The 13,094-nt window shown below is 66.9% G+C and carries 10 protein-coding genes and 1 riboswitch; of the genes, 7 read left to right on the top strand and 3 right to left on the bottom strand.

Features of this window, described 5'->3' with window-relative positions; genetic code table 11:
• Positions 1–100 precede the first annotated feature (100 nt).
• Entirely contained in the window at positions 101–1,048 is a 948-nt protein-coding gene (locus tag PJ259_RS11430) for a LysR family transcriptional regulator (protein WP_271655808.1), read from the bottom strand.
• Between the two features lie 108 nt (positions 1,049–1,156).
• Between PJ259_RS11430 and PJ259_RS11425 the strand changes: the two genes are divergently transcribed.
• Genes PJ259_RS11425 through waaA form a run of 3 tightly spaced genes read left to right on the top strand, consistent with a single transcriptional unit; the run spans position 1,157 to position 5,466 of the window.
• Positions 1,157–2,338 (top strand): fumarylacetoacetate hydrolase family protein, encoded by a 1,182-nt coding sequence (locus PJ259_RS11425; RefSeq protein WP_271655807.1) that lies wholly within the window; start codon positions 1,157–1,159, stop codon positions 2,336–2,338.
• A 32-nt stretch (positions 2,339–2,370) separates the two neighbouring features.
• Positions 2,371–4,155 carry an IlvD/Edd family dehydratase gene (locus PJ259_RS11420; RefSeq protein ID WP_271655806.1) on the top strand — a complete coding sequence of 595 codons (1,785 nt, stop codon included), beginning with the start codon at positions 2,371–2,373 and terminating at the stop codon, positions 4,153–4,155.
• A gap of 45 nt (positions 4,156–4,200) precedes the next feature.
• The gene (gene waaA, locus PJ259_RS11415) at positions 4,201–5,466 is read left to right on the top strand and encodes a lipid IV(A) 3-deoxy-D-manno-octulosonic acid transferase (protein ID WP_271655805.1); all 1,266 of its coding nucleotides are present in this window, start codon (positions 4,201–4,203) and stop codon (positions 5,464–5,466) included.
• Here the strand turns inward: waaA and PJ259_RS11410 are convergent.
• Entirely contained in the window at positions 5,412–6,908 is a 1,497-nt protein-coding gene (locus PJ259_RS11410) for a TolC family outer membrane protein (RefSeq protein ID WP_271655804.1), read from the bottom strand. The two genes, waaA and PJ259_RS11410, sit on opposite strands and share 55 nt — an antisense overlap.
• A 109-nt stretch (positions 6,909–7,017) precedes the next feature.
• Positions 7,018–7,144, top strand: a riboswitch (TPP riboswitch).
• 102 nt (positions 7,145–7,246) lie between these two features.
• Between PJ259_RS11410 and thiC the strand changes: the two genes are divergently transcribed.
• Both thiC and cytX read left to right on the top strand, forming a co-directional pair.
• Positions 7,247–9,124: a phosphomethylpyrimidine synthase ThiC gene (thiC, locus tag PJ259_RS11405; protein WP_271655803.1), complete on the top strand. Its 1,878-nt coding sequence runs from the start codon at positions 7,247–7,249 to the stop codon at positions 9,122–9,124.
• 441 nt (positions 9,125–9,565) lie between these two features.
• Positions 9,566–10,828, top strand: a complete 1,263-nt coding sequence (gene cytX, locus PJ259_RS11400) for a putative hydroxymethylpyrimidine transporter CytX (RefSeq protein ID WP_271655802.1) — start codon at positions 9,566–9,568, stop codon at positions 10,826–10,828.
• Between the two features lie 239 nt (positions 10,829–11,067).
• Here cytX and PJ259_RS11395 read toward each other — a convergent pair whose 3' ends face one another.
• Complete coding sequence (locus tag PJ259_RS11395) at positions 11,068–11,817, bottom strand: RsiV family protein (RefSeq protein WP_271655801.1); 750 nt, start codon at positions 11,815–11,817, stop codon at positions 11,068–11,070.
• 198 nt (positions 11,818–12,015) lie between these two features.
• Between PJ259_RS11395 and PJ259_RS11390 the strand changes: the two genes are divergently transcribed.
• Both PJ259_RS11390 and PJ259_RS11385 read left to right on the top strand, forming a co-directional pair.
• Positions 12,016–12,636, top strand: coding sequence for an NUDIX domain-containing protein (locus PJ259_RS11390; RefSeq protein ID WP_059316016.1), 621 nt, complete (start codon positions 12,016–12,018; stop codon positions 12,634–12,636).
• On the top strand, positions 12,627–13,082 hold the full coding sequence (locus tag PJ259_RS11385) for a DUF1249 domain-containing protein (protein WP_059316015.1): 456 nt from the start codon (positions 12,627–12,629) through the stop codon (positions 13,080–13,082). The genes PJ259_RS11390 and PJ259_RS11385 overlap by 10 nt, the downstream gene beginning before the upstream one ends.
• Positions 13,083–13,094: the final 12 nt, after the last annotated feature.

Genomic DNA, 13,094 nt, shown 5'->3' with positions numbered 1-13,094 from the left:
CAGGATGGCCGTCTGAATCGCCTGGCCACTCTAGGAGCGGGAGCGATTCTTTCCCAATGGCATTTGCGGATCATTCGATAACGGCGCGTTATCGAGCTGTCTAGGTTGCGGACTCCTCGCGACCGGCGTGGCTCAGCAGGATGGCGGCGAATTCCCGGGCCGCCTCGCCGAGGGGTTCGCCCTTGCGGGTGAGGATGCCGTAGTCCTGCGCCGGCAGGTGCAGGGGCAGCTCCAGGGCACTGAGCGCGCCGCTGGCGAGATAGGGCTCGACCATGGCCTCGGGCAGCATGCCGATCATGGGGCCGGCGCGCAGCACCTGGAGAAAGGTCTGCATGGAGATGGTGTCGATGGTGTTGCTCGGTACCGGCAGGCCGGCGGCAGCGAAGGCCCGCTCCATGCGCCCGCGAATCGGCGTGCCCTTGGGATAGAGGATCCAGGGCCAGGCCAGCACCTGGTCGAGGCCGACGGGGCCGCTGCCCACCAGCGGATGATCGGCGTTGACCACGAAACGGAAGGGCTCCGGCGCCAGGGGCTGGAAGTCGAAACGCTGGGCCTGGGCTTCGTCGGTGAAACGCGCCACCGCCAGGTGCAGCAGTTTGTCGTCGAGCATCTCCATCAGGTGATCGCTGGTCTGCTCCACCACCTCGATGGCCAGCAGCGGCCAGCGCTGCTTGATCTCGACGATGGCCTGCGGCAGGGCCACCGCCGTGGCAGCGAAGATGCCACCGACCTTGAGCTGGCCGTGACCGCCGCGTCTCAGGCTGTCGATCTGCTCGGCGAAGTCGCGGGCATCGTTGAGCGCCACTCGAGCGTAACGCAGCACGTGCTCGCCCAGGGCGGTGGGCGGCATGCTGCGCGGCTGGCGCTCGAACAGGGCGAAGCCGAGCAGGTGCTCGATCTCCTTGAGCATCTTGCTGATGGCCGGCTGGCTGAGGTTCATCTGCTGCGCGGCCAGGTGCATGTTGCGGGTGCGGCCCAGGGTGTCGATCAGCAGCAGGTGGCGAAACTTGAGCCAGTGGCAGATCTGGCTGAACGACGGCTCGGACAAGGACGCCTCCTGGGCGATAAGCATTGGTTATCGAATGATGAGATAAGCCCATTTGAGTTTATCAGTCTGGCTGCCTAGCGTGGACCCATCAACCCTGGAGTCCTGCCCATGCCCCTTCGTCTTTCGCCTGCCAATACCCTTCCCGCCGATGGCCTGGCCGGCACCCTGGTGGGCCGTGCCTGGGTGCCCGGTCCGCTGGCCGGTCCCTCGCCCGTGGTGCTGCGCGAAGACGGCGTCTTCGATGTCTCGGCACGCTTCGCCACGCTGAGCGCCCTGTTCGAGGAAGAGGCGCCGCTGCAGACCCTGCGCGATACCCCCGGGCGCTACCTCGGCAGCCTCGATGACCTGCTGGCCAACAGCGGCGAACAGGCCGATCCGGGCCGCCTGCACCTGCTGCCGCCGGCCGATCTGCAGGTGATCAAGGCCGCCGGGGTGACCTTTGCCGCCAGCATGCTGGAACGGGTGATCGAAGAGCAGGCCGGCGGCGATGCCGGGCGCGCCGTGGCCATCCGCGAGCAGGTGCAGGCGGTGATCGGCGCGGATCTGCAGGGCCTGGAGCCGGGCAGTCCACGCGCCCAGGCGCTCAAGGCACTGCTGATCGAGAAGGGCATGTGGTCGCAGTACCTGGAGGTGGGCATCGGGCCGGACGCCGAGATCTTCACCAAGGCGCCGGTGCTGGCCGCGGTCGGTAGTGGCAGCCTCATCGGCATTCACCCCGTGTCCCAGTGGAACAATCCCGAGCCCGAGGTGGTGCTGGTGGCGGACAGCCGCGGTCGCCTGCATGGCGCCACCCTGGGCAACGACGTCAATCTGCGCGACATCGAGGGCCGCAGCGCCCTGCTGCTGAGCAAGGCCAAGGACAACAACGCCTCCTGCGCCCTGGGGCCCTTCATCCGCCTGTTCGACGAGACCTTCGATCTCGACCAGGTCCGCCAGTGCGTGGTGACCCTGGAAGTCCAGGGCGAAGACGGCTTTCACCTCAATGGCAGCAGCTCCATGGCGCAGATCAGTCGTGATCCCACCGATCTCGCCGCCCAGACCCTCAATGCCAACCACCAGTATCCCGACGGTTTCGTGCTGTTTCTCGGCACCCTGTTCGCCCCGACCCAGGACCGTGACGCCCCGGGCGGCGGCTTCACCCACAAGGTGGGTGACGTGGTGAGCATCGCCAGCCCGCTGCTGGGAACCCTGCACAATAGGGTGACCACCAGCGACCAGGCCCCGGCCTGGCGCTTCGGCCTCGGTGCCCTGATGCACAACCTGGCCGCCCGCGGCCTGCTGGGCCGCTAACCGCTCTTTCCTAATAACAACTAGAGACCATCATGACTTCCGCCAAACGCCCGCTGCGCAGCCAGCAATGGTTCGATGATCCTGCCCACGCCGACATGACCGCGCTCTATGTCGAGCGCTACATGAACTACGGCCTGACCCGTGACGAACTCCAGTCCGGCCGGCCGATCATCGGCATCGCCCAGACCGGCAGCGACCTCACGCCCTGCAATCGTCATCACCTGGAACTGGCCCAGCGGGTCAAGGCCGGTATCCGCGACGCGGGCGGCATCCCCATGGAGTTCCCGGTGCACCCCATCGCCGAGCAGAGTCGGCGCCCCACCGCGGCCCTGGATCGCAACCTGGCCTACCTTGGCCTGGTGGAGATCCTGCACGGCTTTCCCTTGGACGGCGTGGTGCTCACCACCGGTTGCGACAAGACCACCCCGGCCTGCCTGATGGCTGCGGCCACCACCGACCTGCCGGCCATCGTGCTGTCCGGCGGCCCCATGCTGGACGGCCATTTCAAGGGCGAGCTGATCGGCTCCGGCACGGTGCTCTGGCACGCGCGCAACCTGCTGGCAACCGGCGAGATCGACTACGAGGGCTTCATGGCCCTGACCACCGCCGCCTCACCCTCCGTGGGCCACTGCAACACCATGGGCACGGCCCTGTCGATGAATGCCCTGGCCGAGACGCTGGGCATGTCGCTGCCGGGCTGCGCCAGTATCCCGGCGCCCTATCGCGAACGTGGCCAGATGGCCTATGCCACCGGCACGCGTATCTGCCAGCTGGTGCTGGACGACGTCCGCCCCTCGCAGATCATGACTCGCGAGGCCTTCGAGAACGCCATCGTGGTGGCTTCGGCCCTGGGTGCTTCCAGCAACTGCCCGCCGCACCTGATCGCCATCGCCCGCCACATGGGCGTGGAACTGTCGCTGGACGACTGGCAGCGCCTGGGCGAGGACATCCCGCTGCTGGCCAACTGCATGCCGGCCGGCAAGTACCTGGGCGAGGGCTTCCACCGCGCCGGCGGCGTGCCGGCGGTGCTCCATGAACTGCTCAAGGCCGGTCGCCTGCACGGCGAATGCCTGACCGTTTCCGGCAAGACCATCGGTGCCATCGCCGAGGGGGCCGCCAGCTCGGATCCCGCCGTGATCCAGCCCTATGAGGCGCCGCTCAAGTACCGCGCCGGCTTCATCGTGCTCAGTGGCAATTTCTTCGATAGCGCCATCATGAAGATGTCGGTGGTGGGCGAGGCCTTTCGCCAGACCTACCTGGCCGAACCTGGCAAGGAAAACAGCTTCGAGGCACGAGCCATCGTCTTCGAGGGCCCCGAGGACTATCACGCGCGCATCGACGACCCGGCCCTGGACATCGACGAGCGTTGCATCCTGGTGATCCGCGGCGCCGGTCCGGTGGGCTATCCGGGCAGCGCCGAGGTGGTCAACATGGCGCCGCCAGCGGCCCTGATCAAGAAGGGCATCGACTCCTTGCCGTGCCTGGGTGACGGGCGCCAGAGCGGCACCTCGGCCAGCCCCTCGATCCTCAACATGTCGCCGGAGGCGGCGGTGGGTGGCGGCCTGGCCCTGCTCAAGACCAACGACCGGCTGCGCGTGGACCTCAATGCCCGCAGCGTCGATGTGCTGCTCGATGATGCCGAGCTGGCGCGCCGCCGCGCCGAATGGACGCCCAACCTGCCGCCGGCCCAGACCCCCTGGCAGGAGCTCTATCGGCAACTGGTGGGGCAGCTTTCCACCGGCGGCTGCCTGGAACCGGCCACCCTGCACCTCAAGGTGATCGCCCGCGAAGGCGGGACGCCACGGCATTCGCATTAGGATCGGGCTCGCGCTGGCGGCCTTGCTTCATTAAGCTCTGCCGCCATGAACCGTACCCTCTATAGCCTGATCTTTACCCTGGCCTTGCCCTTCATCCTGCTGCGCCTGCTCTGGCGCGGGCGCAAGGCCCCCGCCTATCGGCAACGCATCGGCGAACGCCTGGCGCTGGGCTTGCCAGAGGTACCTCCCGGCGGCATCTGGGTGCATGCGGTGTCGGTGGGGGAGAGCATTGCCGCCGCGCCGGTGATCCGCGCCCTGCGCCAGCGCCATCCGCAGCTGCCGATCACCGTGACCTGCATGACGCCCACCGGCTCGGAGCGCATTCGCGCCCTGTTCGGTAGCGATGTCCACCACTGCTATCTGCCCTACGACCTGCCGGGGCTGGCCGGGCGTTTCCTCGACCGGCTGCGGCCCAGCCTGGGCGTGGTGATGGAAACCGAACTCTGGCCCAACCTCATCCACCAGGCGGCGCGCCGCGACGTTCCCATCGCCCTGGCCAATGGCCGGCTGTCCGAGCGTTCCGCCCGTGGCTACGGAAAACTGGGCGGAGTGACTGCGCCGATGCTGGCGGAGCTGGCGTGGCTGGCGGTGCAGACGCCGGTGGAAGCCGAGCGCTTCCGGGCCCTCGGTGCCCGTGCCGAGCGGGTCACGGTGACCGGTTCCATCAAGTTCGACCTGCGCATCGATCCCGAGCTGCCGGCCCGCGCGGCTGACCTGCGCCAGGATTGGGGCCATCGCCCGGTGTGGATCGCCGCCAGCACCCATGCCGGTGAAGACGAGATCCTGCTCCAGGCCCATCACCAACTGCTGGCCGCATGCCCCGATGCCCTGCTGATCCTGGTGCCGCGTCATCCCGAGCGCTTTCCCGAGGTACTGGCCGAGGTGCGCCGCGAAGATTTCAGCGTGATCCAGCGCTCGACGGGGGAGGCGGTGCAACCGCAGACCCAGGTCCTGCTAGGCGACACCATGGGCGAGCTGCTGTTTCTCTACGCCCTGGCCGACGTGGCCTTCGTCGGTGGCAGCCTGATCGAGCGTGGCGGCCACAATCCGCTGGAGCCGGCGGCCCTGGGGGTGCCGGTGCTCAGCGGTCCGCACGTATTCAACTTCCTCGACATCGTCGCCCAGTTGCGCGACGCCGGCGCTTTGGAAACAGTAGCGGAAGCCTCGGCCATCGCCGCCGCCGTGGCCCGACTGTGGGCCGAACCGGCGGAAGCCGAGCGGCGCCGGCAGGCGGGTCTGGCGGTGTTGGCCGCCAATCAGGGCGCGCTGGAGCGCCTGCTCTCCGGACTGGATAAATTGCTCACGCCCTGAGCCGAGCGCGCCGGCAGGACGTCGGCGCGGGTCTTGGCCAGGTCCGGCGGCAGGAAGTCGCGATCCGGGTCGTAGTGGGGGTCGAGATAGCCCGACAGCGCCAGCAGGTCGTTGGGCGCCAGGGTGCCGGCCGCCTGCTTGAGTCTCAGGGTATCCAGGATGTAGTTGTAGCGGGCATCGTTGTACTGGCGCACGGCGTTGTACAGCAGCCGCTGGGCGTCGAGCACGTCGACGATGGTGCGGCTGCCCACCTGGTAGGCGATCTCGGTGGCGCGCAGGGCGCGCTGGCTGGAGGCGATGGACAGCCGTCGGGCCCGCACCTGCTCGATGTCGGTGTTGATCGCCCGATGGGCATTGCGGGTGTTCTGCACCACCTGGCGGCGCAGGCTTTCCTGCTGCTGTTCGCTCCGGTCCAGCTGCTGGTAGGCCTGACGCGCCTGGGAGCTGGTGGCGCCGCCGCTGTACAGCGGTAGCTCCACCTGGATACCGATGCTGCGGCTGTTGACCGGGCTGCCGAACAGCGCCAGCTGCTCGGCGTTGGGCAGATTCACCGCATCGTTGTCGCTGTGGCTGTAGCGCGCCACCGCATCCACCGTCGGCAGGTGTCCGGCGCGACGCTGGCGCAGGGTTTCCTGCGCCGCGTTCACGCCCTGGCCGGCGGCCAGCAGCTGCAGATTCTGGCGCATGGCGGTGTCCACCCACTGGCGAGCATCGTTGGGCTGCGGCGGCAGGATCGGCAGGTCGTGGCGAATGCCGGCGATGCTGCCGTAGTCACGATCGGTCAGACGGGTCAGGGCCTGGAAGGCGTCCGCCACCTGCTGCTCGCTCTGCGAGCGGTTGGCCTGGGCATTGTCGAAGCTGGCCTGGGCCTGGAGCACGTCGGTGTCGTCGGTCAGGCCGACCTTGTAGCGCTCGCGGGACTGGTCCAGCTGGCGGTACAAGGCCTTTTCCTCGGCACGGGCGGTGGCCAGGGCGTCCTGGGCGCGCAGGGCGCTGAAATAGCCCTCGGCGGTCTGCAGGATCAGTTGCTGCTGGGCGGCGGAAAACTGCAGCTCGGCCTGCTCGGTGGCGGCCTGGGCGGCCTTGAGCTGGAACCAGCGGTCGGCACGGAACAGTGGCTGGCTGAGGGTGGCCTGGATCAGCTGGCTGCTGCGATCGCTGCTGTAGCGGCCACCCTGGACGCCCAGCGCGGGATTGTCCTTCAGCTCCAGGCTGGTGTGGGTGTCGTTGAACTGGGCGCCAAGGCCGAGTTGCGGCAGCAAGCCGGCCCGTGCCTGGGGCACCGCTTCGCGCTGGGCGCCGAGACCGGCGCGCTCGGCGGCCAGGTCGGCGTTGTTGTCCAGCGCCTCGCGGTAGACGTCGAGCAGGCCATTGCCGGCCACCTGGGCCTGGGCCAGACCGGCCGTGGTGCAGAGCGCCGCGAGCAGCAGGAATCTTCGCATTCTTGGAGCCTTCCTTGAGGGACCGGGCCAGTGTAGTGACTTCGTCCGAATCCGCCATAGGAGAGGAAATAGCGGTCGAAGTTTCTGCCAGTCTGGGTTTACACTGGCCGCGTTCTTGTCGGGGTGCGCTACGAGGCGCTGAGATCGGGTAGTCCCGGATCCCGTTGAACCTGATCAGGCTAGGCGCGCCGCATGGCGGTGCGTCAACCTGCGTAGGGAACAAGAGGGCGTCCGCATTCGTCTCCATGGTCGCCATCCGTCCGGGCTTGCGTCTTCCTGCGTGCCCACCCCTTCGTCCAGGTTCTTCCCTCGGCAACGCGCCCACCAGGAGAGCCTCGATGAACAAGCAGAACAACGTCACCGACTTTACCCGCGTCGACCGCCAGTCCACCCAGCCGTTGCCCAATTCGCGCAAGGTCTATCTGACTGGCTCGCGTCCCGACATTCGCGTGCCGGTGCGGGAAATCTCCCTCGCCGATACCCCCACCGCGTTCGGCGGTGAAAAGAACGCCCCGGTGTTCGTCTATGACACCTCCGGTCCCTACACCGACCCGGCCGCCCGCATCGACCTGCGCAAGGGCCTGCCGGACGTGCGTTCACGCTGGATCGAAGAGCGCGGTGACACCGAACTGCTGGCCGGCCTCTCCTCCGAATTCGGCCAGGCGCGGCTCGCCGATCCAAGCCTCGCCGCCCTGAGATTCGACCTGGCGCGCCAGCCGCGTCGAGCCAAGGCCGGGCGCAACGTCTCCCAGATGCACTATGCCCGCCAGGGCATCGTTACCCCGGAGATGGAATACATCGCCATCCGCGAGAACATGAAGCTACAGGAGGCCCGTGCCGCCGGCCTACTCGGCAACCAGCACCGCGGCCAGAGCTTCGGTGCCAGCATTCCCCAGGAGATCACGCCCGAGTTCGTCCGCGACGAGGTGGCCCGCGGCCGCGCCATCATCCCGGCCAACATCAACCACCTGGAGCTGGAGCCGATGATCATCGGCCGCAACTTCCTGGTGAAGATCAACGGCAACATCGGCAACAGCGCCCTGGGCTCTTCCATCGAGGAAGAGGTCGAGAAGCTGACCTGGGGCATCCGCTGGGGCGCCGACACCGTGATGGACCTGTCCACCGGCAGGCACATCCACGAGACCCGCGAGTGGATCATCCGCAACTCGCCGGTCCCCATCGGTACCGTGCCCATCTACCAGGCTCTGGAAAAGGTCGATGGCGTCGCCGAAGAACTGACCTGGGAGCTGTTCCGCGACACCCTCATCGAGCAGGCGGAGCAGGGCGTGGACTACTTCACCATCCATGCCGGGGTGCGCCTGCACTACGTGCCCCTGACCGCCAAGCGCGTCACCGGCATCGTCTCCCGCGGCGGCTCCATCATGGCCAAGTGGTGCCTGGCGCATCACAAGGAAAACTTCCTCTACACCCACTTCGAAGACATCTGCGAGATCATGCAGGCCTACGACGTGAGCTTCTCCCTGGGTGACGGCCTGCGTCCGGGCTCCATCGCCGATGCCAACGACGCCGCCCAGTTCGGCGAGCTGGAAACCCTCGGCGAGCTGACCAAGATTGCCTGGAAGCACGACGTCCAGACCATGATCGAAGGCCCGGGCCACGTGCCCATGCAGCTGATCAAGGAAAACATGGACAAGCAGCTGGAGTGCTGCGACGAGGCGCCGTTCTATACCCTCGGCCCCCTGACCACCGATATCGCCCCTGGCTACGACCACATCACCAGCGGCATCGGCGCCGCCATGATCGGCTGGTTCGGCTGCGCCATGCTCTGCTACGTGACGCCCAAGGAGCACCTCGGCCTGCCCAACAAGGACGACGTCAAGACCGGCATCATCACCTACAAGATCGCCGCCCATGCCGCCGACCTGGCCAAGGGGCATCCCGGCGCCCAGATCCGCGACAACGCACTAAGCAAGGCGCGCTTCGAATTCCGCTGGGAAGACCAATTCAACCTGGGCCTGGACCCGGACACGGCGCGTGCCTTCCATGACGAGACCCTGCCCAAGGACTCGGCCAAGGTGGCGCACTTCTGCTCCATGTGCGGCCCCAAGTTCTGCTCCATGAAGATCACCCAGGAAGTCCGCGACTACGCCAAGGAGAACGGCCTGACCGACGAGCAGAAGGCCATCGAGGCCGGCTTCCAGGAACAGGCCGCGCGCTTCAAGGACGAAGGAGGGGTGATCTACAAGCAGGTCTAGGGCTTGCGTAGGTTGGGTTGAGCGCAGCGAAGCCCAACGTTGTCCAGATCGACCCCGCAACGTTGGGCTTCGACGATAGAGCCGTCTCAACCCAACCTACGGTTCCAGACAAACCACCGTAGGTTGGCGCTGAGCGTAGCGAAGCCCAACGTTGTCCAGGTCGACCTCGTACCGTTGGGCTTCGACGATAGAGCCGTCTCAACCCAACCTACGGTTCCAGACAAACCACCGTAGGTTGGCGCTGAGCGTAGCGAAGCCCAACGATGCCCAGGTCACCCTGCAACGTTGGGCTTCGACGATAAAGCTGTCTCAGCCCAACCTGCGTCCGCCAGGCCAGCACGCCGTTTCCATAGGTTGGCGCTGAGCGCAGCGAAGCCCAACAATGCCCAGCGTCACCCAACGACGTTGGGCGTCCTCAACCCCTTGCTCACGAGACCTATCATGGCCCAGGCCCCCGGCCTCTACACCCCCACCATCCCCGTTCCGGCCGACCGCCGCATCCTTGGCGGACGCGATCTCTTCACCCTCTGGTTCTCCCTCGGTATCGGCCTCATGGTGGCCCAGGCCGGCGCGCTGCTGGCACCCGGTCTCGGCCTGGCCGACGGCCTGCTGGTGTTGGTGCTGGGCACCGGGGTCGGGGTGCTGCTGTTGGCGGCCGCCGGCCTGGTGGGCAGCGATACCGGCCTGGCCGGCATGTCCGCCCTGGGCCAGAGCCTCGGCCAGCGCGGTGCCCTGCTGCCGGCGGTGCTCAACATCACCCAACTGATCGGCTGGGGCGCCTTCGAACTGGTGGTGATGCGTGAGGCGGCCAGCGTGCTGCTGGGCAGCTGGGGCCTGCAGGACTGGGCCTCGCCGGTGCTCTGGACCCTGGTCTTCGGCGCCCTGGCCACGGCGCTGGCGGTGGCCGGTCCGCTGACCTTCGTGCGCCGTTTCCTCAGCCGCTGGGGTATCTGGCTGCTGCTGGGCGCCTGCGGGTGGCTGACCCTGGACCTGTTCCTGCGCGCCGACCTGGCCGCGCTCTGGCAGCGCACGGGCGATGGCTCCCTGACCCAGGCCCTCGGCTTCGATCTGGTGGTGGCCATGCCGCTGTCCTGGCTGCCGGTGATCGCCGACTACACCCGTTTCGCCCGCACCGGACGCAGCGCCGGGCGGGGCGTCATGCTGGGTTATTTCTGCGGCAACCTCTGGCTGATGGGCCTGGGCTTCGCCTACACCCTGGCCTTCGCCAGCGGCGGTGAAGCCGACGCCCTGCTGCGCGCCCTGGCCGTGGCCGGCCTGGGGCTGCCACTGCTGCTGATCCTCTTGGACGAATCTGAGAACGCCTTCGCCGCCTATCATTCGGCAGCTGTGGCGACGGGGTTCCTGGCTCAGGTGAAGATCTGGCAGCTGACCCTGGCCATCGGCATCCTCTGCACCCTGCTGGCGCTGCTGGTCCCCCTGGCGCAGTACGAGCACTTCCTGCTGCTGATCGGCTCGGTGTTCGCGCCGCTGTTCGGCGTGGTGCTGGTAGATCATTTCCTGCTGCGCCGCCGCAAGGCTCCGCAGCAGGTACGGGCACTGCGCCTGGAGTCCCTGGTCGCCTGGGCCCTCGGTGTGGCCGTCTACCACCTGTTGCCAACGCTGCTCCCGGCCTGGGGCGCGACCCTGCCGGCCATCGTGGTGGCCGGTACCGCACAGGCGCTGTTGGGGTTGAAGCGAGTTTAGGGTCCGGCCGTTGGGCTTCGCTGCGCTCAACCCAACCTACGCCCATTGCATACCCGTCAGGCGCGCATGGCTCTCGTAGGTTGGGCTGAGACGGTTCCATCGTCGAAGCCCAACAGTGCCCTGCTGAATAGGGCCTGTTGGGCTTCGCTGCGCTCAGCCCAACCTACGTCGGTTGCGGTCCGAGGTGACTCCGTAGATTGGGCTGAGACGGCTCCACCGTCGAAGCCCAACAAGGCGGACTACGGCTGGCGACTCTTCCCGCGCCCCGGAAAATACTCACCCTTGAGGATGCCGTTGAGCTTGGGATAGGGAATCTTCAGCTCCGGATGGCCCATGGCGTAGGGCGCGATGCTGCCGATGTCGTACTTGAGCGTCAGGGCGCCGAAGTCCAGGGCCACGTTGTTGGTCTTGAGGAAGGGCCATTGCTGGCGGAACTCGGCATCGCCGACGCCGTTGCTGACCATCCAGGCCTCGCGTGACAGCTGCGCCAGTCGCCAGAATTCGCCTTCCTGCCCGGGAACCAGCATGTCGCCCAAGGTGATCTGCCGATCGAGGTGGCGATCCCAGGTGACGAAGTCGCGCCCGGCCAGGCCATGGGCGCCGCCATTGGCCAGATAGCTGGAGAACTCGATGATCACCAGGCCGTCATGCTGTTCGCGCACCTTGGCCTGCAGATAGCTGCTCCAGCGTGGCTGGGCCTGGCTGAGGAAGTCCCGCTCATAATTCGCGAGCGAAGTGGGAATGGGTGCCCCCGGCTCGGCCCGTGCCAGGCCCAGCAGGTGACGCTGCACCAGGGCGTCCAGCGCCGGTTCGCCGAATTCCACGTAGTCGATGTTGATCAGCGGGCATTCTTCGCCCTGGCAACCGGCGGGGCGATGCTCCCAGGCCTGGTGGCGGGGCGTGAGCGGTTTGTCCAGGTTGGGGCCGAAGACGCTTTGGCAACCACCAAGTAGCAGACCGGCGAGCAGGAGGAGCGGGCGGATACGCATGGGATTCCTTGTCGTTGAAACCTTCGTTGAAGCGGAGTGCGACGGCTTTCGAACCCGTCTGGACCCATAAGTTTGCCAGGCCCGGGCAGAGGTTTCCTGGCTTGTTGCCCGTTTCGCGACTTGTCTCGTCAGGGGCTGCACGAGCGCAGGCGGCACGCTAGGATGATCTGATGACCTTTTACCAGCGCTGGAGCGCCCATGAACGAAGCCAACGAATCCCAGGTGCCTGCCGTTGAGATCCTGAGTCGCGAGATCTGCTTCCAGGGCTTCTACCGCATGGCCCGTTTCCGGCTGCGCCACCGGCAGTTCTCCGGTGACCTCGGCCCTGAACTGGAGCGCGAGGTCTTCGTGCGCCCGGATGCCGTCTGCGTGCTGCCCTACGATGCGGTGCGCGACGAGGTGGTGCTGATCGAACAGTTTCGCGTCGGCGTCATGGAAAAGACCGCTCATCCCTGGCTGCTTGAGCCGGTGGCGGGCTTGGTGGACAAGCAGGGCGAGGCCGTCGAGGCGGTCGCTCATCGGGAAGCCGAGGAAGAAGCCGGGCTGACCTTGCAATCGCTCTGGCCCATCTCCACCTACTTCCCCTCGCCCGGCGGCAGTGACGAACAGGTCTATCTCTACCTGGGTCGCTGCAGCACCGCGGACGCCGGTGGCGTCCATGGTCTGGAGGAGGAGGGCGAGGACATTCGCGTCCATGTCTGGTCGCTGGACGAGGCACTGGCCGGGGTTCGCGACGGTCGAATCAATAACGCAGCGGCAATCATCGCCCTGCAATGGTTGGCGCTCAATCGCGCCGAGGTACGGGGGTTATGGGGCTGAAACTGCGAGATCGCTATCGAGTTGACCTGCCGGGCCTGCAGGCCACGTGCGAGGCCAACTACGTGCGGCTGATGCGGCTTCTGCCCAAGATGCGCGAAGCCATGGTTTCGCGTCGCGTCATGCTGTCACAAGGCGAGCGCCCGCTGGGGGTGCTCGCGCTGGAGGTCACCGAGGCCTGTCCCTACACGACGGCCCTGCGGGTCCGCCAGGAGCTGGGGCTGCCCTGGCTGCCGGTTCCTGAACTGGAAGTGCGGGTCTATCACGATGCGCGGATGGCGGAAGTGGTGTCGGCGGGTGCCTCCCGGCACCTGCTCGGGCGCTATCCCTATCCCAACCAGGCTATGCATCAGCCTGACGAGAAGAACCAGCTCAATCTGTTTCTCGGCGAATGGCTGAGTCACTGCCTGGCCTGTGGCCATGAAGCTGAACCGATCCTGCAGCGATGAGCACCAGAGCGC

Origin of the sequence: Pseudomonas sp. JBR1 (assembly GCF_028198185.1) — a bacterium.
GTDB classification, from domain to species: Bacteria; Pseudomonadota; Gammaproteobacteria; order Pseudomonadales; family Pseudomonadaceae; genus Chryseomonas; species Chryseomonas oryzihabitans_E.
Note: the sequence above shows the minus strand (reverse complement) of the source record. Positions and strands in the feature narration are given on the sequence as shown.

What these genes read in the sequence shown, in the direction of transcription:
- PJ259_RS11425 (WP_271655807.1), top strand. Translation starts at nt 1,157, where the DNA reads ATGCCCCTTCGTCTTTCGCCTGCCAATACCCTTCCCGCCGATGGCCTG.
- PJ259_RS11420 (WP_271655806.1), top strand. Translation starts at nt 2,371, where the DNA reads ATGACTTCCGCCAAACGCCCGCTGCGCAGCCAGCAATGGTTCGATGAT.
- waaA (WP_271655805.1), top strand. Translation starts at nt 4,201, where the DNA reads ATGAACCGTACCCTCTATAGCCTGATCTTTACCCTGGCCTTGCCCTTC.
- PJ259_RS11410 (WP_271655804.1), bottom strand. Translation starts at nt 6,908, where the DNA reads ATGCGAAGATTCCTGCTGCTCGCGGCGCTCTGCACCACGGCCGGTCTG.
- thiC (WP_271655803.1), top strand. Translation starts at nt 7,247, where the DNA reads ATGAACAAGCAGAACAACGTCACCGACTTTACCCGCGTCGACCGCCAG.
- cytX (WP_271655802.1), top strand. Translation starts at nt 9,566, where the DNA reads ATGGCCCAGGCCCCCGGCCTCTACACCCCCACCATCCCCGTTCCGGCC.
- PJ259_RS11395 (WP_271655801.1), bottom strand. Translation starts at nt 11,817, where the DNA reads ATGCGTATCCGCCCGCTCCTCCTGCTCGCCGGTCTGCTACTTGGTGGT.
- PJ259_RS11390 (WP_059316016.1), top strand. Translation starts at nt 12,016, where the DNA reads ATGAACGAAGCCAACGAATCCCAGGTGCCTGCCGTTGAGATCCTGAGT.
- PJ259_RS11385 (WP_059316015.1), top strand. Translation starts at nt 12,627, where the DNA reads ATGGGGCTGAAACTGCGAGATCGCTATCGAGTTGACCTGCCGGGCCTG.